This is a genomic window from Arthrobacter sp. zg-Y750 (assembly GCF_020907365.1).
Classification (GTDB): Bacteria; Actinomycetota; Actinomycetes; order Actinomycetales; family Micrococcaceae; genus Arthrobacter_B.
In genome coordinates this window covers 49564-73857 of sequence record NZ_JAJJOC010000003.1, presented here as the reverse complement: position 1 = coordinate 73857, position 24294 = coordinate 49564, and the positions used below count along the sequence as shown (strand labels likewise).

Sequence of the window (24294 nt, the reverse complement as noted above, 5' to 3'; positions counted from 1 at the left end):
CCGTTACATCCCGGGGGCCGGGAGCTGGGGGTCTTCGATCAAGCCCAAAAGGGCAAGATTGTCCGCATCCCGGGACCCCGCCGGGGCGCTGTAGAGCACCAGCTGTTGGTCACGGTCCGCCATATCCAAGCTGTCGCAGTCGACGGTGATATCCCCGATGGCGGTGCGGAAGGTTTTCCGCAGGGTGGGCACATACTGGACGTCGTGCCGGTCCCACAACCGGGCAAACTCGGGGCTGCCTTCCTGCAGGTCCCGGACCAGGTCCCTGACTGACGGATCAGACGGATACCGGGTCAGAGCCGAACGGAGCCGCCGAACCGCGGTCTGCCGGAATTCCGCACCGTCGCTGATGCCGTATAGGTCCTCCTCGGTCCGGGGACGAAGGAACGCCTTCCTCGCAAGGTTGCGGTCCGCGGGATCGAGTTTGGCGTAGTCCTCCATCAGGGCGGCTGCGAGGTCGTTCCAGGCGAGGACCTCAAACGCCGCGGAGACCACGAACCCGGCCGTCTGGGGAAGCCGGTCGAGGAGCGCCAGGATGCTGGGGCGGACGTCCCGGCGGTGCATCCCGCGATGCAGGGGTGCCGTGCCGGCGAGGGCGTGCAGGTGCATGGATTCTGCATCCGTCAGTCCAAGTGCCCCGGCTATCCCGGCCAGGACCTCGGCCGATGGCCGGGGTGCCCGCCCCTGTTCCAAGCGCGCGTAATACTCGGTGGAGATGTGTGCAAGCACCGCGACCTCCTCCCGGCGCAGCCCGGGGGCGCGCCGGCGGGGACCTGGGGGAAGGCCGCGGTCTTCCGGGCGGAGCCGCTCCCGGCGGCTGCGGAGGAATGCTCCAAGTTCCTGCTTATCCATGCCCCTAAGTGTGCCCGTCCGACGCCGGTGGAGAGTAGTACAGTCTGTGCCTGTTTCCGGCTCCGGGCCTGCGGAAAGCTGTGGACATGACACAAACAAAAACCATTGAAGCCCCATCCCTCGGACTGCTTGCCGGCAAGGTCGTCTTCGTTTCTGGTGCCAGCCGGGGCATCGGGGCCGCGGCCGCACGCCTCTTCGCCCGGGAAGGCGCCGCCGTCGTGCTCGCTGCCCGCAGCACCGGAGCCCTGGACCGCATTGTGGCCGGTATCCGGCGCGACGGCGGCGTGGCGGACGCCGTTCGGATGGATCTGGCGGACCCGGCAAGCATCCGTGCCGCGCTGGACCACGTCGGGGAACTGCATGGGCGGCTGGACGGCGCCTTCAACAACGGTGCCGCCATCCAGCCGCCCGGCAGCGTGGAAACCATCACCGATGAGGACCTTGAGGAGCAGTACACGGTAAATTTCCGGGCACATTGGATTGCCCTGAACGCCGAAGCCGCGCTCATGCGGAAAAGCGGCGGCGGAGCAGTCGTGAACACATCGAGCATCGGCAGCCGGCGGGCGAACCCCACCCTCCCCGCCTACGGCGCCATGAAGCGGGCGCTGAACAGCCTGACGGAGACTGCCGCCGTGAACCTGGCCCCCGAGGGGATCCGGGTCAACGGGATCACCCCGGGGGGTACGGCCACGGAAATGATCGATACGTGGGAGGAGGCTGCTCCCGGGGTCGTCAAGTCGATAGTGGCATCGGTTCCGCTCGGCCGGCTGGCCGAACCGGAGGAGATTGCCGAGGTCGCCGCCTGGCTGCTCAGCGACCGGGCGTCCTACGTTACCGGGGCAATAATCCCGGTCGACGGCGGGGCCGGGGCCTAGGGAAGCGTATGACCTGCTGCCCGCAGCAGGTCGCGGGCCTGATCGAATTGCGGTGAGGGAACCATGAGGATGTCGCCGTCGAAGGTCGAGACCACAAACACCGGGCAGCCGGCGGCCGAAAGCGGCGCAACCAGGGAGGCCACCACTCCGGTCAAGCCGAAGGGAATGGGGCCTGAGGCATAAAGAGCGGCCCAGGTTCCATCAATTTCGGCATCTGCCGGAGCCAGCGCCGCGGGGCAGACAATCGAAAGCTCCTGCGGCGTCCGGGTGATCGAAACGAATCCGTCCGGGGGCGCCGCAGCCAGGAGACCGGCGGGCGCCTCCGCGGCGGGGGAAAGCCTGGCAATCACGTAGTTGCCGGCGAGCACGTGCAGCTCCACTGAAGGAGCGGGGGCAGGAAGGGTCATGGAAGCATCCTGATTCACTTCGTGCGGAAGGCCCCCGTAGGGCCGCGCTAATCGCACCCCATCATCCTGCCAGACAGGCCGCGCGTCACGGGTTGGCCGCATGCGGCGCGCCGATGCCCGGGTCGATCCGGACCGGGCCGGCAGCGGAGGGCCGCACGTCGAAGTCGAAGATCGCGGTGGGTAGGTAGACCGTGGCGCAGGAGTTGGGGATGTCCACGACGCCGGAGAGCCGGCCCTCGATCGGGGCGGCGCCCAGCAGTAGGTACGCCTGCTCGGGGGAGTATCCGAACTTGGTCAGGTAGTCGATCGCGTGCAGGCAGGCGCGCTGGTAGGACAGGTGAGAATCGAGGTAGCGCTGCTCTCCGTCGAGCGTTACCGAAGTGCCGGAGAACGCGAGCCATTCGGAGAACTGGGGCTCCACGGTGCCGGGCATAAAGATGGCATTCTCGCCCACTCCGTAGGTGTCCATCCCGCCCCGGATCAGGTCCACCCGCAGGTCTATGAAGCCGCCCATCTCGATGGCCCCGCAGAAGGTGATTTCGCCGTCGCCCTGCGAAAAATGCAGGTCCCCGACGGACAGATTGGCGCCGTCCACAAATACGGGATAGAAGATCCTGCTGCCCTTGGAGAGGTTCTTGATGTCCTGGTTCCCGCCGTTCTCCCGCGGCGGCGCAGTCCGGGCAGCCTCCGCCCCCACCCTGTCCCATTCGCTTTGGGGCAGTCCGCCAAGCACTGCGTGCCCGGCCTCCGGCGGCAGCGCCAGCGGCGGCACCCGGTACGGGTCGGTCTGGATCAGTGCGCCCTCGCGCTGGTTCCACCGTTGCAGCAGCGCCGCCGAGGGAGCGGTGCCCATCAGGCCGGGGTGGATCAGCCCGGTAAAGGACACTCCGGGCACGTGCCGGGAGGTGGCGCGCTGGCCGGTGAAGTCCCAGATGGCCTTGTATGCGTCGGGAAACTGGTCGGTAAGAAACCCGCCGCCGTTTTCCCGGGCGAAAATCCCGGTATAGCCCCAGCCCTGTCCGGCCAGCGGGCCGTTGTCCTCCTGCGGGATGGGCCCGACGTCGAGGATGTCCACCACCAGCAGGTCGCCGGGCCTGGCGCCCTCGACGGCAAACGGGCCGCTGAGCTTATGGACGGCGAGCAGCGGAGCGTTGAGGATGTCCTCGGCTGAGTCGTCGTTGTGAATGGCGCCGTCGAACCATTCCCGGCAATCCACACGGAAGGAATCGCCGGGCCGCACCACCGCGACCGGGGGAATTTCGGGATGCCAGCGGTTGTGGCCGAGTCTCTCCTGGTCTTCGAACGTCCTGGTGGAATCGAGGGAAAAGACGGTCTTTGGCATGGTCTCTCCTTGGGGTGGGCGGGTGCAGCTAATCGGGCCGGGGAAGTTTGCGGTGCAGCGGGTTCGCGGACGTTGTGGCGCGTGGGGCGGCAGCTTCGGTCCCGGGTACGGCGACGACGCCGGGCTCCGAGGCCGAGCGCTCCGTTTTTTCGAGCAGGCGGTAGGCGCTGCCGGAGGCATGCGACAGATGCGGGCCCGTGAACCGGCGCTGAGCCGCGTGTCCGCAGATGGGGCAGGGGATGAAGCCGGTGGCTTCGCCCATCGCGAGGAAGACATCAAATTCCCTACAGTCCGGGCAGCGGTAGGAGTAGAGCGGCATGGGTCCCCTTCTCGGGCAGCTGCGGAAAACGCCCGAGGCAGCTTAAGTTCGGTGCCGCTCCGGCTTGCCCGACAGCCTAAGAACGGCCGGGATGCGCGTCAACGGTGGACGGCCCGCACCGCATCCGGTGACGCCGAACCCTAGGATGGAAGGGTGACCGGATCTTCGCACCGCCCTGAGCCCGCAGCCAGCAGCCCCGAACCGATTGACGGAAGTGGGTTGAGTTCCCTGCAGGCCGCCCGCTCCGCCGTCGCCGCCCTCGCGGCGGCCGGGGTGCACGACGTCGTAATTGCCCCGGGATCACGCAGCGCACCGCTGGCTTACGCCTTGGCCGAAGCGCAGTTGCAGGGCCGGATGCACGTGCATGTGCGGATCGACGAGCGGGTGGCCGGTTTCACAGCCCTTGGCCTGGCGCGCGGCGGACGCCGCCCCGCAGCCGTAGTGACCACCTCGGGCACCGCTGTGGGTGAACTGGTTCCGGCTGTGATGGAGGCCCACCACGCAGGTGTCCCGCTGGTGGTGCTCTCCGCGGACCGGCCTGCCGAACTGCACGGCACCGGCGCCAACCAGACCACGGTACAGCCGGGCATCTTTGCCGGCTTCCCCGTGGCAGCTCAGGATGTGGAAGCCGGCACAGACCCGGCCGGAGCCATTTCGGCCGCCCTGGCCCGGCTGGGGACCGGCATCCCGGTGGGACCGGTGCACATCAACCTGCAGTTCCGCGACCCGCTGACCCCCCGCGACACCGACCCGCTGTTCCTCAACGCCCCGGATGTCCGGGAAACACTGCCCGTCGTAGCTCCCGTCCCGGCGGAGGACCGTGTTCCCGCCACCGATCCGCCCGTTCCGGGGACGCACCGCACCGTAGTGGTGGCCGGCGACGGCGCGGGGGAACTCGCCGCCGTCTTTGCCCAACGTGCCGGGCTGCCGCTGCTCGCCGAACCGTCCTCCAACGCGCGCTTTGGGCCCAACGCCGTTTCCGCGTACCGGCTGTTGCTCGCCGAGCTTGGGCCGGAGATCGAACGCGTGGTGGTCTTCGGCCGCCCCACCCTGTCCCGGCCGGTGGCTGCCCTGCTGGCCCGCACCGACGTGGAGAAGGCGCTGTACCTGCCCCGCCCGGTGAACTGGTTCACGCCGGGACGGCGGCCTGAAACGATCATCAACGACATTCCCGGGCTCTTCGAATTTGCCGGCGCCGGAGCACCCGGCTGGCTCGAGGCCTGGCAGACAGCATCGGAAGCGGCGCGTAGCACCATCACCAACATGCTGGAGGGGCAGGCTGAACTGACCGGTCTGCACGTAGCCGATTTGGTCTGGGACGCCGCGGACGCGAACCTGGTCCTCGGCTCCTCCAACGTCATCCGGGACATGGACCTGGTTGCTGCCCCGGACTGGCATCCGCTGGATGTGTACGCGAACCGGGGGCTGGCCGGCATCGACGGGACCATTTCCACGGCCACCGGCATTGCGCTGGCGGGCGGCATCCCGACCCGCCTGCTGGTGGGGGACCTGACCTTCCTGCATGACGCCGGTGCGCTGCTCCTGGGGACGGGGGAGGATGAGCCGGACCTGCAGATAGTGGTGCTCAACGACGGCGGCGGCGGCATCTTCTCGGTTCTCGAACACGGCGCGCTGGGCGAGGACCCGAAATATACCGCCTTGGTGGAGCGTTTCTTCGGCACCCCGCACCGGGCCGACCTGGCCGCACTGTGCGCCGGCTACGGGGTGCGGCACCAGCTGCTCCAATCAGCCGCTGAGCTCGAAGCGGCACTGGCGGCGCCGGTGGCCGGCCGGTCCGTGCTGGAAGTGCGCGTGGCCCGGGACATGCTCCGGAACCTGCACGCCCGGGTCCAAGACGCGGTCGCGGCGTCCCTGCGCCGCTGACCTGCTCCTGGAACAAACTGACCTGCTCCTGACGACAAAAAAGAACGGCCCGCACCTCCAGGTGCGGGCCGTTCGATGCTGCTGAGTGGAAGGTCTGGAGAAGTCCCAGAGGCCCCCAAGTCCCAGAGGCCCCCAAGTCCTAGAGGCCCTTAAGTCCTAGAGGACCTTCGAGAGGAAGGCACGGGTGCGTTCGTGCTGCGGGTTGCCCAGGACATCCTCGGGGCGTCCCTGCTCCACCACGACGCCGCCGTCCATAAAGACCACGCGGTCGCCAACCTCGCGGGCGAAGCCCATTTCGTGCGTCACGACCATCATGGTCATGCCTTCTTCGGCGAGCTGACGCATAACGCCCAGCACGTCGCCTACCAGTTCGGGGTCCAGGGCGGACGTCGGCTCGTCAAAGAGCATCATGTCCGGATCCATGGACAGTGCGCGGGCAATGGCTACGCGCTGCTGCTGTCCGCCGGAAAGCTGGCCGGGGAAGGCGCCTTCACGGTCCGCCAGTCCCACCTTGGCCAAATTCCGCTTGGCCACCTGCTCGGCTTCGGACTTGCCGCGGCGCTTGGCCCGGCGCTGGGCCAGGGTGAGGTTGCGCAGCACGTTCAGGTGCGGGAAGAGGTTGAACTGCTGGAAGACCATGCCGATCCGGGTGCGGACCTTGTCCAGGTCCGTGTCGGGATCGGTGATGTCTACCCCTTCCACCATGATGGTGCCGCTGGTGGGATCCTCCAGGCGGTTCACGCACCGCAGGAGGGTGGACTTGCCGGAACCGGACGGGCCAATCACGCAGACCACTTCGCCCTGGTCCACGTGGAAGTCGATGCCCTTGAGGACCTCGTTGCTGCCGAAGGACTTGTGAAGGTTGCGGACCTCGATGGCAGGGGCACTGTTTTTATCGACGGCGCTGTTCTTCTCGACGCTCATGGCTGCTACCTGCCTCTCTGGTTGTGTCGTTCAAGCTTTGCCACCAGCTGGGTGAGCGGCAGCGTAATGATCAGGTACATCAGGGCGGCCAGGACCAGCGGCGTCGCGTTGGCCGTCTGGGAAACGGAGTCGCGGGCGAAGGTGGTCAGCTCACGGTCCTGCAGGGCCATGCCGGCAATGAACAGCAGGGAAGTGTCCTTGATCAGGATGACCAGTTCATTGGTCAGCGGCGGCGTGATGATCCGGAAAGCCTGGGGCAGGGTCACGGACACCATGGTCCAGGCCGGGCTCATGCCCAGCGAGCGGGCCGCTTCAGCCTGCCCGGCGGGAACCGCCTGGATACCGGCGCGGATGGTTTCGGCGATGTACGCGCCCGAAACGATGATGAGGGCCAGCAGGCCGGCGCCGGCACTGCCGCCCGGGGGCCGCCAGTCAAAGGCAATGGGTACGGCGAAGGCGAAACCGAAAATCACCAGCAGCGCCGGAAGGCCACGGAAAAGCTCGATGTACACCGTGGCGGCCCAACGGTAGGGGGCTACGGGGGAGAGCTTCATCAGGGCCAAAACCAGGCCCAGCAGCAGGCCGCCGGCAAACGCGATCACCGTGTAGATGATGGTGTTCTTCACGGCGACCGTGATGATGGTCGGGAAGGCCTCGCGGGCCACCTCGGGGTCGAAGAAGTTCTCGCCGATGGCCTCCCAGTCGGCCAGCAGCACAACGGCTGCCAGCGCGAGGACAAAGACGGCGTACAGGACGCCTTGGACCAGGCGTCTGCGGGTGGAGGGTTTCAAGGGTGGAGCCTTCCGGAGAAGAGAAAACGGGCCGTCCCGGGCCTTGGCGCCCGGGACGGCACAGCATTGATGGTTCTGGGCTTATTCGGTGAAGTACTTGTCGTAGATCTCCTGGTATTTACCATTTTCGCGCAGTTCGGACAGCTGCTCGTTCACCGCGGAGATGAGTTCGGTGTTCTCCTTCTCCATCGCGAAACCGTAGGACTCGTCCGTCTGGAACTTCTCGGCAATGGTGAAGGCACCGTCGTCGGTGTGGCCGAGGTTCACCGGCAGGTCCTGCAGGACGGCGTCCACGTTGCCGGACTGGAGGGCGGGGAACAGTTCCGCGTCGCTGGGGAAGGAAACAATTTCGACGTCGTCGGGGATGTTGTCGCGGGCGTAGGCCTCGCCGGTGGTGCCCTGCTGGACACCCAGCTTCTTGCCGGACATGTCCTCCAGTGCCTTGGTGTCCGAATCGGCCGGAACCAGCAGGGACTGCAGTGAGTCGTAGTACGGCTCGGAGAAACCGAGCTTTTCTTCCCGTTCCGGGGTGATGGTCATGGCGCTGGCACCCAGGTCACACTGGCCGGCCGCCAGGACCGTGCCGCTCTGCAGGCCGTCGAAACCCACGTCCTGAACTTCCAGTTCCAGCCCCATACCGGTGGCGATCTCGCGGATCAGGTCCATGTCGAACCCGGTGTACTCCCCGTTTTCTTCGTACTCGAAGGGTGCATAGGGGATATCCGAGCAGACCGTCAGCGCGCCGTCGGACACGAGGTTGAACTCGTTGCCGGCGTCGGAGGACCCGGCATCGTCATTGGAACCGCCGCCGCAGGCGGTCAGCGAGAGGGCACCCACGGCCAGGAAGGCCAGGGCAGCAGTGCGGGTGTTACGCAACATGAGTTACAACCTTACGTCGGACGGTGTGAGCCGGGCCTGTGTGGCCCGGCTCACCCTTTGCTGGTATTGGGATGCAGTCTAGAGCGTACGTACCGCATATTTCGGTAACATGTCGGCTACTTTGCCGCCGGGCCCTTGCGGTGCGGAAGTGGAGCTACTGCGCGAAGTACTTGTCGTAGAGCTCCTGGTACTTACCGTTCTCCCGCAGGGTTGAGAGCTGCTTGTTGACCTCGGCGGTCAGCTCTTCGGTGCCCTTCTTCTTCATTGCGAAGCCGTAGACCTCACCGGTTTCGAAGGTGGCGCTGACGGTGAACTTGCCGTCCTCGGTGTGGTCCTGGTTGACCGGCAGGTCCTGCAGCACGGCGTCAACGCCGCCGGCCTGCAGGGACTGGAACAGTTCGGCGTCCGTCTGGAAGGACATGATCTCGGCGCCCTCGGGAGCGTTGTCCCGTGCGTAGGACTCACCGGTGGTGCCCTGCTGGACGCCCACCTTCTTGCCGTCGAGGTCAGCCACGGACGCGATGGAGGAGCCGGACTTCACCAGCAGCGACTGCAGGGAGTCGTAATACGGGTCGGAGAAGGCCAGTTTGTCCGCGCGCTCCTCGGTGACGGTCATGGCGGCGGCGATCATGTCGCACTGGCGGGCGGCCAGGACGGTGCCGCTCTGCAGTCCGTCGAAGCCGACGTTCTGCACCTGGTAGTCCAGGCCCATTCCGGTGGCGATTTCGCGGGTGAGGTCAATGTCGAATCCGGTGTACTCGCCGTCGACCACGTATTCAAACGGCTCGAACGGGACGTTGGAGCAGACCGTCAGGGAGCCTTCGTTGACCAGGCCGAGACCGGATTCTTCTTCGGTCCCCCCGCCGCAGGCGGTCAGGGACAGCGCGCCGGCGGCCAGGACGGCGACGACGGCGGTGCGGGCTTTGTGCAGCATGGCGATTGGAAACCTTTGGTCGTGGGTTGAAGCCGCAGGGGGAAACTAACCGTCTCCGGAAGCGGCAGCAGGTGGAAACAGGCACAACGGCAGCTTCCGAGTTTCTATTCTACCCAATGCAAATTTATGCAACGAACCAAACGGTTATGCAATGCCCCACCCGGGGATGGTTCAAAGGTGCTGCCGGGCCGGTTCAGGATGCTGCGGGAGCAGCTGCCAGGTCGCCGCTTCGCTGCGCAACAGCTCGCGGGCGGTCCAAGCTGAGGGCCTCGAGCATGGGCCGGAATTTACTCCAGGTTTCCTCCAGTTCCGCGGCAGGATTGGATCCTGCAACGATTCCGCAGCCTGCATAAAGCCGGACCCGGGTGGGGTTTTCAATAACGGCTCCGCGCAGGGCAATCCCGAATTCACCGTTTCCGGCCCCGTCCATCCAGCCGACCGGGCCCGCGTACGGACCGCGGTCCATGTGTTCAAGCTCACTGATTAACTCTCCGGCCACACTGGTGGGGAATCCGCAGACTGCTGCCGTGGGGTGCACTGCCTCCACCAGTGTCAGCGGAGTGGGGACCATGCCGGAACCGTCGGCCGCCAGTTCGGCGCTGACATCGGAGGCGAGGTGCCATACGTTGGGCAGTTCCAGTACGAACGGCTCGGTGTGGGAGGTCATGGAGGACGTGAACGGCTCCAGTGCCCGGGTCAGGGAGTCAATGGCGATCTGGTGCTCGTGCTGCTGCTTGTCGGATCCGGCCAGTACCCGCGTCGCGTAATCCGGGTCTCCGGCAGGGGCGGTGGCCCGGTCCAGGGTTCCGGCCAGGACGCGTGCCTGCGCTGTGCCGTCCTGCACCCGGATCAGCATCTCCGGCGTGGAGCCGATCAGCCCGTCCACAGAGTAGGTCCAGCAGTCGCGGTACCGGACGGCGAGTTCGCGCAGCACCTGGGACGCCACCAGGGGGCTGCCCAGTTCCACGGCAATGTCCCGGGCCAGGACAATCTTGCTCAGGTCTCCGGCGGCAATGTGGGCCACGGAACGGGCCACGGCGTTTTTCCACTCGGACTCGCTGAGCATTCCGGGCACAATCCGGTCCGCCGGATCATGCTCGCGGTACAGCGGCAGGTCTTCGAGGTAGCGGGCCAGGGCGGCCTTCGCCGTCTCCTCGGACAGCTCGGCGTCGGGGTCCGCGGTTGTATAGGTCACCCATGACTCGTTATCGCGCAGCCCCACAACCACCTCGGGAACGATCAGCCGGGACTGGAAGGGGGAGCGCTTGGAGAAGGCGAAGGAGCCGAAGGCCACGAGTCCGGTGCCCGCAAACGACAGCGGATTCTCGACGTCTGCGGAGGCCAGGACGGAGCGCCACCACTGCTCGGCCAGGCTGAAGCGTTCCGGACCGGTGGAGGTGAAACGGGCAGCTTCGCCGAAGCCGACCAGTCCTTCCTGCTGCCGGATCCAGCACAGCTGCTCGTCAAGAACCAGATACTCAAGGAGGCCGATGGTGGCGGAAAGCTCACCGACAGGCACTGTCACAGAACGCAGGGTGGTCATAGTGATTCCACATTACTCCGCCGCCGGGTCGCGCCCGTTACCGGCGGCCCGCAGGGGAGAGCAAGGAGACACTGCCGCGGGGCGGTTCGGCGGCATCCCTATTCTTTGAGACAATGACAGGGTGAACCGCGCATCGTTGGAAAAACGCCCGGATGAAGTTGCTGCCATGTTTGATGACGTGGCACCTAAATACGACGTCGTCAATGACGTGCTGTCCCTTGGGCAGACCCGCCGTTGGCGCAAAATCGTGGTGGACGCCGTCGGCGCCGTGCCCGGACAGCGGGTCCTTGACCTGGCCGCCGGCACCGGCACCTCCAGCGAGCCCTACGCCGACGCCGGGATCGACGTCGTGGCCTGCGACTTCTCGATCGGCATGCTCACGGTTGGCAAGCGCCGCCGCCCCGATATCGAGTTCGTGGCCGGCGACGCCACCGACCTCCCGTTCGAGGACAACTCCTTCGACGCCGCCACCATCTCCTTCGGGCTGCGGAACGTGAATAAGCCGAAGAAGGCCCTGAGCGAAATGCTCCGCGTGACCAAGCCCGGCGGCCGCCTGGTGATTGCGGAGTTCTCCTCCCCGGTCCTCCCGGTATGGCGGACCATGTACACCGAATACCTCATGCGGGCACTGCCTTCGATCGCCCGCAAGGTGGCCTCCAACCCGGACGCGTACGTCTATCTGGCCGAATCCATCCGGGCCTGGCCGAACCAGGACGGACTGGCGGCCTGGATAGCCGAGACCGGCTGGGAGGATGTGGCCTACCGCAACCTCACCGGCGGCATTGTGGCTGTGCACCGCGCCGTGAAGCCCGCTGCCAAGTCCGGGGGATCTCCGGCGAAGTGAAGGTCCTGATTGTCGGAGCCGGCCCCGCTGGCTCCACGGCCGCCTACTACCTCGCCTCGGCCGGGGTGGATGTCACCGTGCTTGAGAAGACTGCCTTTCCGCGCGAAAAGGTCTGCGGCGACGGGCTGACGCCCAGGGCCGTGCGTGAAATCCAACTGCTCGGCCTGCCGCATGAGGAAGCCGAGGGCTGGCGCCGGAACAAGGGCCTGCGGCTGATTGCCGGCGGCCGGACGATTGAGCTGCCCTGGCCGGCGCTTTCGGATTTCCCCGACTACGGGCTGATCCGCACCCGCCTCGGCTTCGACGAAGCCCTGGCCCGGCACGCGCAGGCAGCCGGCGCAAAAATCCTTGAACACCACTCCGTCACGTCAGCCGTCCGCGGCGAGGACGGACGCGTGGAAGGCGTTGTCGCCAACGTCCTGGACGGGAACGGCCGGCGCACCGGTGAGGAGCGTACGTTCCTGGCCGACGTCGTGCTGGCCGCTGACGGAAACTCCACCCGCACCGCGCTGAGCCTCGGGATCGAAAAGCGGGACGACCGGCCCATGGGCGTGGCCGTCCGCACCTACTTCGAGAGCCCACGCACCAACGATGACTGGATGGAAGGCTGGCTGGAGCTGCCCGACGCCGCCGGCAACCCGCTGCCCGGCTACGGCTGGGTCTTCGGCGTGGGGGACGGCACCTCCAATGTGGGCCTGGGCATCCTGAACTCCTCGAAGGAATTCGGGAAACTGGACTACCGCAAGGTCCTGCGCGACTGGACCGCGGGCATGCCCGCCGAGTGGGGATTCACCCCGGAGAACCAGGTGGGAGAAATCCGCGGCGCTGCCCTGCCGATGGGCTTCAACCGAACTCCGCACTATTCACCCGGACTGCTGCTGCTGGGTGACGCCGGCGGGATGGTCAGCCCGTTCAATGGTGAGGGCATTTCCTACGCCATGGAATCCGCCCGCTTCGCGGCCGAACACATCATCGAAGGCCAGGGGGCATCCCTGGATCCCGGGCTGCTCTCCTCACGGGCCGCGTTCGACGTCGAACTCCAGGCCTACGCAAGGCACATCCGGGACGAGTGGGGCAGCCACTTCACCCTGGGCCGCATTTTTGCCTCGATGATCGGCAAACCTGCGGTCATGAAGCTGGCTTTGCGCACCGGAATGCCCATCCCCGTGCTGATGCGCTTTGTGGTGCGGATGCTGGCCAACCTCACGGACCGCAACTCCAAGGGCATTGAGGATAGAGTGATTGCCTTACTGGAAATGCTCGTTCCGGCGGCAGGCAACCAGGGAGAACCTTCCCGTTTGTCACCCCGGCGCCCCTGACGTTTCGCCTCTTTGCCCACCCGTTCCGACGAATAGTTAGTCTTGAACAGTGACTGAATCCACCAACACCAGCCCGGAGTCCGGGTCGAGCACTTCCACACTGCCCCCGGGGTTCGCGCTGCTGGCGGAGGATCCCAGGCTTGGGCCTTCCATGGTCGCCTCCCTGGAACAGGTGGAGGTGCGGCTGCGCGAGGCCGTTGCGAACTCTGATCCGTTCGCCGACACCACCTCCCGGCACTTGGTGGAAGCCGGCGGCAAGCGGATCCGGCCCCTGCTGACCTTGCTGGCCTCCCACCTCGGCCGGGAGGAAGCCGGGGACAAGGTCATCCAGTCCGCCGTCGTCGTGGAACTGACGCATCTGGCCACGCTCTACCACGATGACGTGATGGACGAGGCTCCCTACCGCCGCGGCGCCCCCACAGCACATGAGATCTGGGGCAACTCCGTGGCGGTGCTGACCGGCGACCTGATCTTTGCCCGTGCTTCCAGCCTGGTTTCCGCGCTTGGCGGACCGGCCCTGGCTATCCAGGCTCACACATTCGAACGGCTGTGCATGGGGCAGCTGCATGAAACCATGGGCCCGGCCGAGGGCCAGGACCCGTTGGAGCACTACCTGTCCGTGATCGCGGACAAGACCGGTTCGCTGATCGCCGCTTCCGGGCAGTTCGGTGCGCTGTTCTCAGGAGCCGGCCAGGACGTCATTGACATCATGGTCGAATACGGCGAAAAGGTGGGCATTGCCTTCCAGTTGGCCGATGACGTGATTGACGTGACCGGTATGCAGGAAAAGTCCGGGAAGACCCCGGGTACCGATCTGCGCGAGGGCGTGCCCACGCTTCCCGTCCTGCTGCTGCGCCGTGCAGCGGCTGCCGGCGATGCCGATGCCGCAGCAGCGCTGGCCCTGGTGGAGCGGGACCTGTCCTCGGACGAGGCCCTGGCCGAAGCCGTGGCCGCCCTGCGCAACAGCCCGGTGACGGAAGAGTCCTGGGCCGTGGCCCGCAGCTGGTCCGAAGACGCCGTGGCGGCCCTCGCTCCGCTGCCCGACTCCGTGGTGAAGGAAGCCCTGGTCTCGTTTGCCCGTGCAGTGGTGAACCGCGAGGTGTAAGTGAACCACGGGGCTTAGCCGGCGTCTGCGCCGGCACTGCCGCTGCGCCGTTCCAGGAGCAGGGTGCGGCTGCCGCCCACCCCACGGTCTCTTCTCCGGCACACGCGAGAATCCTGTGTGTTCGGTCAGATGGGTGGAATTGAAGCTTTTCCAGTCCGGCGGCCGGCGTTCGAAGGTGGCCCGGCCGGCGGCAATTGCTTCCGCATAGATCCCGCGCACCGCTGGCCAGTCCTGCACCGTGAGGGCCCGGAGGGTAACGCACCGGGTTCGGCACCGGGTCCGGACGGCATCATGCCTACCGTGGAGCGAGAACGGCAGCCGCCCGTTCGAGCGCGCCGGGAATGATGGAGTAGTAAGCCCAGACGCCGCGCTTTTCCCGGCGCAGGATTCCGGCATCCACCAGAATCTTCAGGTGGTGGGAAATGGTCGGCTGGCCCAGGCCGATCGGCTCAGTCAGGTCGCAGACACACGCTTCCTTGTTCTCCTGCGCCGCAATCAGTGAGACCAGACGCAGCCGCGTCGGTTCGGCAACAGCCTTGAGCAGCTGGGCAAACCGCTGGGCGTCCTCGGCGCTGAGCGCCTCTTTGGTCAGCGGCGTGCAGCAGGCTTCAGACACATCGGGCACATCGGGCACATCGGACGCTTCGAACACATCGGACGCAGGGGTGAAAGCGGTCTGAACAGTGGTCACCCGTCCATTATGCACTCGGATTGACATTCGTCGATGCCTGCGGGAATACTCGAAATCGATACCCATCGATATTGCTCGATGTGTGTCGCCCCAAATCTCTGAGGAGTTTCGTGAGCACCCCCGCCGCACCACCCCAGACCGGCCCGGTCACCGCCCGGCTGTCGATGCTGGACCGCTTCCTGCCCGTGTGGATCCTCGCCGCGATGGCAGCCGGACTGCTCTTGGGCCGGCTGGTTCCAGGCATCGGCCCGGCACTGGACTCGGTGAAGGTTTCCAACGTGTCCCTGCCGATCGCCGTCGGCCTGCTGGTGATGATGTATCCGGTGCTGGCCAAGGTCCGATACAACGAAACCTCCAAGGTGGTGGCGGACCGGAAGCTGATGGTCACCTCGCTGATCCTTAACTGGGTGGCCGCACCGGCGTTTATGTTCGCGCTGGCCTGGATCTTCCTGCCGGACCTGCCCGAGTACCGGACCGGCCTCATCATTGTGGGCCTGGCGCGCTGCATCGCCATGGTGATGATCTGGAATGACCTGGCCTGCGGGGACCGCGAAGCCGCCGCCGTGCTGGTGGCCATCAATTCCGTGTTCCAGGTCCTCGCGTTCGGCGCCCTGGGCTGGTTCTACCTTCAGGTGCTGCCCGGCTGGCTCGGCCTGGAAACCACCAGCGTCGGGTTCTCCTTCTGGGCCATCACACTCAGTGTCCTGATCTTCCTCGGCATCCCGCTGCTGGCCGGTTTCCTCACCCGCACCCTGGGCGAAAGGGCCCGGGGCCGGGACTGGTACGAAGGCACCTTCCTGCCGAAGCTCGGACCGTGGGCCCTGTACGGCCTGTTGTTCACCATCGTGCTGCTGTTCGCCCTGCAGGGCGATGGAATCACCTCCCATCCGCTGGACGTGGCCAGGATTGCCCTGCCGCTGCTGGTTTATTTTGTGGTGGTTTTCAGTGTGGGCATGCTGCTGGGCAAGGTCCTGAAGCTGGGCTACCCGCGCACCACTACGCTGGCGTTCACAGCCGCCGGAAACAACTTCGAACTGGCCATCGCCGTGGCAGTCGGCACCTACGGGGTGACCTCCGGGCAGGCGCTGGCCGGCGTCGTCGGGCCCCTGATCGAAGTTCCCGTCCTGGTTGCCCTGGTCTACGCCGCACTCCGGGCGCAGAAGAAATACTGGCCTGCCGCTGCCTCTCCAGTCACCGCATCTCAAGAAATGACGAACCGATGAGCACCCCCAAAGCCACCGAAACCAAGCCCTCTGTCCTGTTCGTATGCGTGCACAACGCCGGCCGCTCGCAGATGGCCGCCGCTTACCTCCGCACATTGGGGAAGGGCCGGATCGAGGTCCGCTCTGCCGGCTCAGCACCCGCCGATTCGGTCAACCCCGCAGCCGTGGAGGCCATGGCCGAAGACGGGATCGACATGTCCGCCGAGCTGCCCAAGGTCCTGACCACCGAGGCCGTGCAGGCCTCCGACGTCGTGATCACCATGGGCTGCGGCGATGCCTGCCCGATCTTCCCGGGCAAACGCTACGAGGACTGGAAACTCGAGGACCCTGCCGGACGGGGCGTTGAGGCGGTCCGGCCCATCCGGGACGAAATCAAGGCCCGGATCTCCGCCCTGATCGAAGACTTGCTCCACGCGAAGTAACCACCCGCACCGAAGAGGAAACACCCGTGCCTGACACCACTGAGAACACTGACAACACTGAGATGTCCGAACTTCCCGTCGCCGTGATCGGTGCAGGCCCCGTGGGCCTTGCAGCTGCCGCGCACCTGATTGAGCGCGGACTGACGCCGGTCATCTTCGAGGCCGGTGCAACGCCTGCGGCTGCGGTTGCGTCCTGGGCGCACATCCGGCTGTTCTCGCCGTGGCGGTACGACGTCGACGCCGCCGCCCGCCGTCTGCTCGCCGGTACCGGGTGGCAGGAGCCGGATGCCGAGGCCTTGCCCACGGGTGCCGAACTGGAGGAGCAGTACCTGCGGCCGCTTGCTGCTGTCCCCGGGATTGCCGCTTCGCTGCACACCTCCACCCGGGTTGTGGCTGTGAGCCGCGAAGGCCTGGACAAAACGCGCACCGGTGGCCGGGAGGACAGCCCGTTCCTTCTCCGGGTCGAAGATGCCGAGGGAACCGTTACCGACTACCGGGCCCGCGCCGTCATTGATGCCTCCGGCACCTGGCAAACGCCGAACCCGCTGGGTCAGGCCGGACTGCCGGCTGTCGGGGAAGCGGACGCCGTCGCGGCAGGGCTGATCACCCGCCCGCTGCCCGACGTAGTTGGCCGCGACCGTTCCCGGTTCGCCGGAAAGCATGTCCTGGTGGTGGGCGCCGGCCACTCGGCTGCGAATACCCTGCTGGCACTGGGGGAACTGGCCGAGCAGGAACCGGGAACCCGGATCAGCTGGGCCATCCGCAGCGCCTCCGCTGCCAATGTCTACGGCGGCGGCGACCTGGACGGCCTGCCCGCCCGCGGGGCGCTCGGCAGCCGGCTGCGTACCCTCGTGGCGGACGGACGAATCGAGCTGCACACGGCCTTCACCATCACCGGCTTCAAAACCTCAGACACCTTGTCGGTAGTTGGCACTACGCCGTACGGCGGGAAGCAGCTTGACGTGGACCTGCTGGTTCCGGCCACCGGTTTCCGCCCGGATCTGGAGATGCTGCGCGAAATCCGGCTGGACCTGGACCCGTCGGTTGAGGCCCCGCGGGGGCTCGGGCCGCTGATCGATCCCGAGTTCCACAGCTGCGGCACCGTGGCACCGCACGGCGCCCAGTTGCTGTCCCACCCGGAGAAGGATTTCTACGTTGCGGGCATGAAGTCCTACGGCCGGGCACCCACATTCCTGATGGCCACCGGCTACGAGCAGGTCCGCTCCATTGCGGCGGCGTTGGCAGGAGACCAGCAGGCTGCCGACGACGTGCAGCTGGTCCTGCCCGAAACCGGAGTCTGCTCCACCGATCTCGGCGGCAGCTGCGACACAGCGTCAAGCTGTGATGCACCGGCCGTTGCGGGTTCAGTCGTGTCCGTTTCCTGCTGCGGAGCCGCGCCGGAGCCTGTGCCGGCCACGGAAGCGGAGTCGTCCTGCTGCGGGGCACCGGAACCTGTCTCCGCGGCCCCCGCGGCGTCTTCCTCGGCGTCGTGCTGCGGGACGGATGCCGGCATTGCGGCAGCAGAGGAAACCGCACCGGCGGCATCCTCCTGCTGCAGCACACCCGAACCGGCGTTCCTGGGTATTCCCACCGGACTGAAGCATGGCCGCTCCGCGGAACAGGGGGACTGAATGCCGGGTACACCGAGCGTCTTGTTCATCTGCGTGAAAAACGCAGGCAAGTCGCAGATGGCGGCAGGGCTGATGAAGGACCTTTCCGGTGAAACCGTGGACGTGCGCTCGGCCGGGACCAAACCCGGTACGGCACTGAATGCCCAGTCAGCGGAATCGCTGGCCGAACTCGGTATCGACATCAGCGCCGAGACCCCGAAGGCCGTGACGGACGAGGCGCTGCGGGCGGCCGACGTCGTCGTGACCCTTGGCCGCGAAGCAGCCGTGACCGTCCCGGCCGGCACCCGATACGAGAACTGGGACACCGACGAACCCTCCGAACGCGGCATCGAAGGAATGGACAGGATGCGCCTGGTCCGCGACGACATCCAGCGCAGGGTCCGTCAGCTGCACCGCGACCTCACCGGTGCCGAGGGCGACTGAGCCCCTATGACTGAAAACCAGTCCCGGGATGTCGATGTCCTGGTGATCGGGGGAGGCCAGGCCGGTCTCGCTGCAGGCTACTACCTGAACCGCCTGCGGCGGGACGAGGCCACCGGCCGGTCCGGGCCAGCGCCCACCTTCGCCATCCTCGACGCCAACCGACAGCCCGGCGGTGCCTGGCAGCACTACTGGAAGAGCCTGGAACTGTTCTCCCCGGCTGCCTACAGCTCCCTGCCCGGCTACCAGATGCCCGCCTGGACGGGTGAAGGCAACCCCTCGGCGGAGCATGTTGCGCAGTATCTGCGCACTTACGAGGCCCGCTATGACCTGCCGGTGTACCGGCCCGTCCGGGTCGACGCTGTGCGGAGGATCGACGGCGGCGCCTACCTCACTGACGGCGGCTACCTCACTGACACCGACCACGGGCAGTGGGCCAGCCGGGCGATCATCAACGCCACCGGCAGCTGGGCTACCCCGTACATCCCTGCGGTGCCCGGCAGCGAGCAGTTCACCGGCCGGCAGCTGCACACCGCCGGCTACCGGGGACCGGAGCCTTTCGCCGAACAAAACGTAGTGGTGGTGGGCGGCGGCAACTCGGGGGCGCAGATCGCCGCGGATCTCGCCCCAACGTCGTCGGTGACTTGGGTGACGCGGCATCCGCCGCGCTACCTGCCCGACGACGTCGACGGCCGGGCATTGTTCTCTATCGCCACACGCCGCAGCAAAGCCCTCGCGGCGGGAGAGCCTGCACCAGCCGGTATCGCCGACATAGGTGACATTGTTGCCGTTCCCGCGGTGCGGAAAGCCCGCGACGCCGGCCTGCTGAAGGCCCGGCCGATGTTCTTCCGCTTTGTCCCGGAGGGGGTGCAATGGGAGGACGGGGAGAAGCTCCGCGCTGATGCGGTTATTTGGTGCACCGGCTTCCGGCCGGACCTGCAGCACCTGAGGCCCCTCGGCCTGGCTATCCGCAACGGTGTTCCGGCTACGGATGCCCGGCTGCGCACCCGCTCAGTCGACGGCCCCGATCTGTTCTTCCTGGGATACGGGGATTGGACCGGATCTGCCTCAGCCACGCTCATCGGCGTCGGCGCGACGGCACGGGACACTGTGGCGAAGATTTCGGGCAGGTAGGACGGCCCCCAAAAGCCGGCGCCCCTACTAGGACAGCCTTCCCTACAGGACGGCGCGCAGCTCCGCGGCTTTCCGGGCACGGACGGCCGGCGGCACGATGGGCCGCTTTGGGGTGAAATACAGCCCGTCATTGGTCCAACGCGGCAGCACATGCTGGTGGTAGTGCCACACGTGCTGGCTGCCGGCGGGCTCGTTGTGCTGCCGGGTGGTGACGCCGTCCGGGTGCCAGGCCTTCTTGATGGCGACCGCCATGTCGCGGGTCACCAACATGATCCGGGCCGCGACGTCGTCGGGCAGTTCATACAGCAGCTCGTAATGGGCGCGGGGAGTGACCAGGACATGGCCGGGCTCCGGGTCGAAACCGTGGGAGGCGATGAAGGCCAGCACCAGATCATCCGAGTAGACGAGGTCCCCGGGCTCGCAGAGGTTGCCGGGAAACCGGAACTCCCCGGAGGCCATGTCGCAGAACGGGCATTCATAGCCCTCCGGTGCGTGGCTGGTCCAGGCGGTTTCGCTCGACAGTTCCTTCATTAAAGCCTCAGTCCTCGTCTTCGTCCTCTTCGAAAATCCACTCGAACATGTCCAGGACATATTCGCTCAGGGTGCCTTCTTCGCTCTGCCAGTCCCCGCGGGCGTTGTTGCGGCGCCACACAATGGGATCGGGAACGTCCAGCTGGTCCTCGCGGATGCCCCAGACGAACTTCTCATCCTCGTCTTCGAGGAACAGCAGGTACCCGTCTTCGATTTCCAGCTCATCCGGATCCCAGAAGAAGTGGAATGCCTCCATGAGGTCCTCGCACCCGCCCACGGCGAGGTAGAACTCGCGCAGCACCAGCGGGATGTTGAAATCATGGGCGGCGAGCATGGCATCGAGTTCGTGCTCGGGGATGCCGTCCTCTTCACGCCAGTTGTCCTCCAGGTACTTGGGGACCAGGGCGCGGAATCGATCAAGGAAAATTTCACTCATGTGGTCTCCAAGCGTGCGGTGAGTGGATGTATTCCAATCCTAGCGGGGACGCGGCGGCGGCCGTGCACCACCGCGCTAGGACAGGCGGGCCGCCAGGCCCGGGTAGTTGAGCACTGCGCCGTCCGCGTCCACCTCGAGTTCGGCGGTGAACCCGCCGGTATCGGAACTGTAGAGCACGACGGCGCGCCCGGACTCCGGTGAATAGGGCCTCACCTGCGAATAGACCTGCCGGCTGGGCAGCACCCGCAGACTGGGGATCTCCACCCACGCCATGGTCAGCTGCGTTTCATCCGGGGGAGCGGACCCGTTCAGCAGGTCCAGGCGGAGGATGGGCATGGTGTTGGTCAGCGGGCACAGTCCCAGATCGGCGTCCTGGGCCTCGTCCAAGCTGCGCGGATCCTCCAGCCCCGGAGCGGGCAGGCCGGTGTTGCCGGAGGCCGTGGTTTCCGCTGTCCACCGGCCCTCGGTGCTGCGTTCGAGCAGCAGCGTCCGGGCCCAGCCGTTGCCCTTCACACGGACCGACAGATGCCGGGTCACCCAGCCCGGGATGGTGGAGAGCGTCCAGGTAACCGTGTACCCGGGGGTCACCGAGGTCCCGGCGGCAGCAAGTTCCCGCTCCCGGAAGGACACCACAGCTGTGTCCGTGCGCTCCGGATCATCCAGTCCCTGCCAGCGGATAGTCCTGGCCTGCGCGGTTAAGGTCATCCCTACAGGTTAACCGTGCGGGCCTACCTGCCCGGAATCAGGCTGCCGACCCGGTTGCCTGGAATCAGCGGGCCAGCTTCAGCCGCCCAGCCGCCGGACGCTCAGGGCCAGGAAGAGGTGGACGCGGTCGGCAGTGACGGCCGGGTCGTAGCCGGTGAGTTCCGCGATCTGTGCCAGCCGGTAGCGCACAGTGTTGCGGTGCAGGTTCAGATCCGCGGCTACAGCGGCCACGGATCCGTTGAGGGCCAGATAGGTGTCCAGGGTAGGGAGCAGCTGGGCTCCGTGCCGGTTGTCGAAGGCTTCCAGCGGGCCCAGTGCTTCCGCGGCCAGATCGGCCAGCGGAACATCCCGGCCTGCCATCAGCAGGGACGTGAGGCTGAGGCGCTCCGGTTCGTTGACGGCCGCGCCGCGCTGCAGCGCCTCGCGGGCCTCGTAGTAGCTCCAGCGCAGTCCTCCCGGTTCCGTGTACGCGCCTCCCACTCCCACCTTGGCCGTGAGTCCGGCGCCAAAAAGGAAGGAGCTGAGCGCCTCGGCCAGCCTGGGCCCGTCAGAAGCCGGAACCACCACTGCCAGGCGCTTGCCGTACACGCCGGTGGGGGCGCCGTCGAACATTGCCGGCAGCGGCAGGGCCGGCAGGCCGCGGACCTGTCCCGAGGCGGCCTCCACCAGCAGGATCAACAGCCTCTGCGACGTGTCGATGCCGGCGGACCGGAGCCGGACGGCGGCGTCCGCCCCGGCCAGTCTCCCCTCCACTACGTCGCCCAGGAGCTGCCCGGTGACCTTTCGGCTGCTGGCCCGGCGTGCTGCTTGGTTGCTAAGTTCCACGCCAATCAGGCTGGAGGCGTAGGCCACGACGTCGGGCTGCACAAAGGGTTCCGCGATGGCCAGGGTACAGCGGTCGCGCATCCCGGTGGCAACGGGTATCCGACGCCAGGACGAGTCCGGCTGCGCGGTGGCAAAGACCGGTGCTCCGTATTGGAACAGGGCCACCTCGGCCGCCACCAGGCGGGACAGCTCGGTGAGCAGCCGGGGAAGCCCTTTGCCGCTGAGCAGCGCTTCGGCCAGCACCTGGTGTGCGGAAAGCAGTTGGTGCAGGTGGGTCACATGCTCGGCCGAAAGCGAATCGGCCACCAGCTTCCCCAACGCCATAAAGGGGGTGTCGTAAGGCACTTCGAAAACGGGCAGGTCTCTGCGGTCCGCTTCCGCCAGCAACGGACCGGGCACCGTGCCGTGGCTCAGCCCCGTACCGAAGCCGATGCCCAGGGCGCCGGCCTTATCCACGCTCTGCACAAAACGCCGCTGGGCAGCCACGCTGCTGTGCCGCAGTCCGGTGGTTAGCACTACTTCGCCTCCGCCAAGGAACGGGGAGGGGTCCTCGAGTTCGGTCACCGCCACCCATTGGATGGGCCGGTCCGACAACGGTGCGGAACCGTGGCGGGTGAGGTTCAGTCCGCCGGCGGCCAGCAGATCCGGAAGAGTGATCGACATGGCTCCACTATAGGAGCGAAGCCGTTGGGCAACTGCACCGTTACTCCGGAGTCTGTCTGTGCGGATGGCTCTGGATGTGATCCGGACCGCACAGTACGTTTGGGGTATCCCGGGTGCACGCCCGGCCCGTTTCCGAAAGGACCCCGGCATGGCGCAGATACTGCAGAACTTCATCAACGGCGAATTCGTCTCCTCCCGCGGAACGGAGGTGCTGGACATCGTGAACCCCGCCAACGGCGAGGTGGTGGCTGTGTCGCCGGTGTCGGTGGAGGCCGACGTCGATGCCGCCATGAATGCCGCCGCAACTGCGTTCCGGACCTGGAAGCGCACCACGCCCAGCGAGCGCCAGCTCCTGCTGCTGCGCCTGGCCGACGCCCTGGAAGCCAATTCCGAGGAGCTGGTGGAAGCCCAGCACCGCAACACCGGGCAGGTCCGCTCGCTGATTGCCGCGGAGGAAGTGGCCGTGGGGGCGGACCAGCTCCGGTTCTTCGCCGGTGCCGCCCGGCTGCTGGAGGGCAAGTCCGCCGGGGAATACCTCGAGGGGCACACCTCCTTTGTCCGGCGTGAACCCATCGGCGTCGTCGCACAGGTGGCCCCGTGGAACTATCCGCTGCTGATGGCCGTCTGGAAGATCGGCCCCGCTCTGGCTGCCGGAAACACCGTGGTGCTCAAGCCCTCCGACACCACGCCGGAATCCACGCTGGTCCTGGCCCGGCTGGTGCAGGACATCTTCCCTGCCGGGGTGCTGAATGTGGTCCTGGGCACCGGGGAAACGGGCGCCCTGATGGTCGAGCACCCCGTACCCGGCCTGGTTTCCATCACCGGCTCGGTGCGGGCCGGCATTGCCGTGGCCTCCGGTGCGGCAAAGGGCCTGAAACGCGCGCACCTTGAACTGGGCGGCAAGGCACCGGCCGTGGTCTTCGCCGACGCCGACCTGGACCGCACCGCGCAGGCAGTGGCCGAGTTCGCCTTCTTCAACGCCGGGCAGGACTGCACAGCCATCACCCGCGTGCTCGTGGAAGATTCCGCCCATGACGCCCTGGTGGAGAAGCTGGTGGCAGCGGCCCGCGGGTTGAAAACCGGCAGCGACAACGACGAAGACAACTACTTCGGGCCGCTGAACAACATCAACCACTTCAACGCCGTGAACGCGGTCATTGATGCGCTTCCGGCGCACTGCAAGGTGGAAACCGGCGGACGCCGGGCCGGGGCGAAGGGGTTCTTCTTCGAGCCCACTGTCATCAGCGGTGCCCGCCAGGACGATGACATTGTGCAGAAGGAAACCTTCGGCCCGGTCATCACCGTGCAGCGGTTCGGCAGCGAAGACGAGGCCGTGGAAATGGCCAACGGTGTCGAATATGCGCTCGCCTCCAGCGTCTGGACCACCAACCACGGCCGGGCCATGCGCCTGTCCCGGGACCTTGACTTCGGTGCGGTCTGGATCAACACCCACATCCTGCTCACCGCCGAAATGCCGCACGGCGGCTTCAAGAGCTCCGGCTACGGCAAGGACCTGTCCATGTACGGGGTGGAGGATTACACCCGGATCAAGCACGTGATGACCGCCTTGGACGCCTGAGTCCCGCGTCTCCAAC

Annotated in this window: 25 protein-coding genes; 11 read left to right on the top strand and 14 right to left on the bottom strand. The window is 66.6% G+C overall.

The window, feature by feature from the left end:
• Window positions 1-3 precede the first annotated feature (3 nt).
• Entirely contained in the window at window positions 4-852 is an 849-nt protein-coding gene (locus LOC57_RS02100) for a helix-turn-helix transcriptional regulator (protein WP_227912690.1), read from the bottom strand.
• Between the two features lie 86 nt (window positions 853-938).
• Here LOC57_RS02100 and LOC57_RS02095 point away from each other — a divergent pair, with 86 nt between their 5' ends.
• Window positions 939-1727 (top strand): SDR family NAD(P)-dependent oxidoreductase, encoded by a 789-nt coding sequence (locus LOC57_RS02095; protein WP_227912691.1) that lies wholly within the window; start codon window positions 939-941, stop codon window positions 1725-1727.
• Here LOC57_RS02095 and LOC57_RS02090 read toward each other — a convergent pair.
• From LOC57_RS02090 to LOC57_RS02080, 3 genes are all read right to left on the bottom strand, one after another.
• Window positions 1724-2134: an ACT domain-containing protein gene (locus LOC57_RS02090; RefSeq protein WP_227912692.1), complete on the bottom strand. Its 411-nt coding sequence runs from the start codon at window positions 2132-2134 to the stop codon at window positions 1724-1726. The two genes, LOC57_RS02095 and LOC57_RS02090, sit on opposite strands and share 4 nt — an antisense overlap.
• An 85-nt stretch (window positions 2135-2219) precedes the next feature.
• Complete coding sequence (fmdA, locus tag LOC57_RS02085) at window positions 2220-3476, bottom strand: formamidase (protein WP_227912693.1); 1257 nt, start codon at window positions 3474-3476, stop codon at window positions 2220-2222.
• Between the two features lie 28 nt (window positions 3477-3504).
• Window positions 3505-3795, bottom strand: a complete 291-nt coding sequence (locus tag LOC57_RS02080) for an FmdB family zinc ribbon protein (protein ID WP_227912694.1) — start codon at window positions 3793-3795, stop codon at window positions 3505-3507.
• A gap of 153 nt (window positions 3796-3948) precedes the next feature.
• On the opposite strand from LOC57_RS02080, the gene menD reads away from it, so the two are divergent.
• Window positions 3949-5679 (top strand): 2-succinyl-5-enolpyruvyl-6-hydroxy-3-cyclohexene-1-carboxylic-acid synthase, encoded by a 1731-nt coding sequence (gene menD / locus LOC57_RS02075; RefSeq protein ID WP_229957782.1) that lies wholly within the window; start codon window positions 3949-3951, stop codon window positions 5677-5679.
• Window positions 5680-5835: 156 nt separating this feature from the next.
• Here the strand turns inward: menD and LOC57_RS02070 are convergent, their stop codons facing one another.
• From LOC57_RS02070 to LOC57_RS02050, 5 genes are all read right to left on the bottom strand, one after another.
• Window positions 5836-6603, bottom strand: coding sequence for an amino acid ABC transporter ATP-binding protein (locus LOC57_RS02070; RefSeq protein ID WP_227912695.1), 768 nt, complete (start codon window positions 6601-6603; stop codon window positions 5836-5838).
• Window positions 6604-6608: 5 nt separating this feature from the next.
• Window positions 6609-7394, bottom strand: coding sequence for an amino acid ABC transporter permease (locus LOC57_RS02065; RefSeq protein WP_227912696.1), 786 nt, complete (start codon window positions 7392-7394; stop codon window positions 6609-6611).
• Window positions 7395-7475: 81 nt separating this feature from the next.
• Window positions 7476-8273: a basic amino acid ABC transporter substrate-binding protein gene (locus LOC57_RS02060; protein WP_227912697.1), complete on the bottom strand. Its 798-nt coding sequence runs from the start codon at window positions 8271-8273 to the stop codon at window positions 7476-7478.
• A 154-nt stretch (window positions 8274-8427) separates the two neighbouring features.
• Entirely contained in the window at window positions 8428-9207 is a 780-nt protein-coding gene (locus LOC57_RS02055; protein WP_229957780.1) for a basic amino acid ABC transporter substrate-binding protein, read from the bottom strand.
• Window positions 9208-9400: 193 nt separating this feature from the next.
• Window positions 9401-10750, bottom strand: a complete 1350-nt coding sequence (locus tag LOC57_RS02050; RefSeq protein ID WP_227912699.1) for an isochorismate synthase — start codon at window positions 10748-10750, stop codon at window positions 9401-9403.
• A gap of 121 nt (window positions 10751-10871) precedes the next feature.
• On the opposite strand from LOC57_RS02050, the gene LOC57_RS02045 reads away from it, so the two are divergent.
• The 3 genes from LOC57_RS02045 to LOC57_RS02035 all read left to right on the top strand — a co-directional run bounded on the left by LOC57_RS02045 (window position 10872) and on the right by LOC57_RS02035 (window position 14018).
• Window positions 10872-11594, top strand: coding sequence for a demethylmenaquinone methyltransferase (locus tag LOC57_RS02045; RefSeq protein WP_229957778.1), 723 nt, complete (start codon window positions 10872-10874; stop codon window positions 11592-11594).
• Window positions 11591-12913, top strand: coding sequence for a geranylgeranyl reductase family protein (locus LOC57_RS02040; RefSeq protein WP_229957776.1), 1323 nt, complete (start codon window positions 11591-11593; stop codon window positions 12911-12913). The genes LOC57_RS02045 and LOC57_RS02040 overlap by 4 nt, the downstream gene beginning before the upstream one ends.
• A gap of 151 nt (window positions 12914-13064) precedes the next feature.
• The gene (locus LOC57_RS02035) at window positions 13065-14018 is read left to right on the top strand and encodes a polyprenyl synthetase family protein (RefSeq protein ID WP_227912948.1); all 954 of its coding nucleotides are present in this window, start codon (window positions 13065-13067) and stop codon (window positions 14016-14018) included.
• Window positions 14019-14313: 295 nt separating this feature from the next.
• On the opposite strand, the gene LOC57_RS02030 is transcribed toward LOC57_RS02035, so the two are convergent.
• Entirely contained in the window at window positions 14314-14709 is a 396-nt protein-coding gene (locus LOC57_RS02030; protein ID WP_229957774.1) for an ArsR/SmtB family transcription factor, read from the bottom strand.
• A 164-nt stretch (window positions 14710-14873) separates the two neighbouring features.
• On the opposite strand from LOC57_RS02030, the gene arsB reads away from it, so the two are divergent.
• The 5 genes from arsB (at window position 14874) to LOC57_RS02005 (ending at window position 19539) form a co-directional block, all read left to right on the top strand.
• The gene (gene arsB / locus LOC57_RS02025; RefSeq protein ID WP_229957806.1) at window positions 14874-15932 is read left to right on the top strand and encodes an ACR3 family arsenite efflux transporter; all 1059 of its coding nucleotides are present in this window, start codon (window positions 14874-14876) and stop codon (window positions 15930-15932) included.
• Complete coding sequence (locus LOC57_RS02020) at window positions 15929-16354, top strand: arsenate reductase ArsC (protein ID WP_229957772.1); 426 nt, start codon at window positions 15929-15931, stop codon at window positions 16352-16354. Before arsB ends, LOC57_RS02020 begins: the two co-directional genes overlap by 4 nt.
• Before the next feature lie 62 nt (window positions 16355-16416).
• Complete coding sequence (locus tag LOC57_RS02015; protein ID WP_229957805.1) at window positions 16417-17985, top strand: FAD-dependent oxidoreductase; 1569 nt, start codon at window positions 16417-16419, stop codon at window positions 17983-17985.
• The gene (locus LOC57_RS02010) at window positions 17986-18408 is read left to right on the top strand and encodes an arsenate-mycothiol transferase ArsC (protein ID WP_229957770.1); all 423 of its coding nucleotides are present in this window, start codon (window positions 17986-17988) and stop codon (window positions 18406-18408) included.
• Between the two features lie 6 nt (window positions 18409-18414).
• The gene (locus LOC57_RS02005) at window positions 18415-19539 is read left to right on the top strand and encodes an ArsO family NAD(P)H-dependent flavin-containing monooxygenase (protein WP_229957768.1); all 1125 of its coding nucleotides are present in this window, start codon (window positions 18415-18417) and stop codon (window positions 19537-19539) included.
• 42 nt (window positions 19540-19581) lie between these two features.
• Here LOC57_RS02005 and LOC57_RS02000 read toward each other — a convergent pair whose 3' ends face one another.
• The 4 genes from LOC57_RS02000 to LOC57_RS01985 all read right to left on the bottom strand — a co-directional run bounded on the left by LOC57_RS02000 (window position 19582) and on the right by LOC57_RS01985 (window position 22699).
• Window positions 19582-20070, bottom strand: coding sequence for an HIT family protein (locus LOC57_RS02000; protein WP_227912705.1), 489 nt, complete (start codon window positions 20068-20070; stop codon window positions 19582-19584).
• A gap of 7 nt (window positions 20071-20077) precedes the next feature.
• Window positions 20078-20506, bottom strand: coding sequence for a hypothetical protein (locus LOC57_RS01995; protein ID WP_227912706.1), 429 nt, complete (start codon window positions 20504-20506; stop codon window positions 20078-20080).
• A 75-nt stretch (window positions 20507-20581) separates the two neighbouring features.
• Entirely contained in the window at window positions 20582-21211 is a 630-nt protein-coding gene (locus LOC57_RS01990; RefSeq protein ID WP_229957766.1) for a putative glycolipid-binding domain-containing protein, read from the bottom strand.
• A gap of 78 nt (window positions 21212-21289) precedes the next feature.
• The gene (locus LOC57_RS01985) at window positions 21290-22699 is read right to left on the bottom strand and encodes a PucR family transcriptional regulator (protein WP_229957765.1); all 1410 of its coding nucleotides are present in this window, start codon (window positions 22697-22699) and stop codon (window positions 21290-21292) included.
• 148 nt (window positions 22700-22847) lie between these two features.
• On the opposite strand from LOC57_RS01985, the gene LOC57_RS01980 reads away from it, so the two are divergent.
• Complete coding sequence (locus tag LOC57_RS01980) at window positions 22848-24278, top strand: gamma-aminobutyraldehyde dehydrogenase (RefSeq protein ID WP_229957764.1); 1431 nt, start codon at window positions 22848-22850, stop codon at window positions 24276-24278.
• Window positions 24279-24294: the final 16 nt, after the last annotated feature.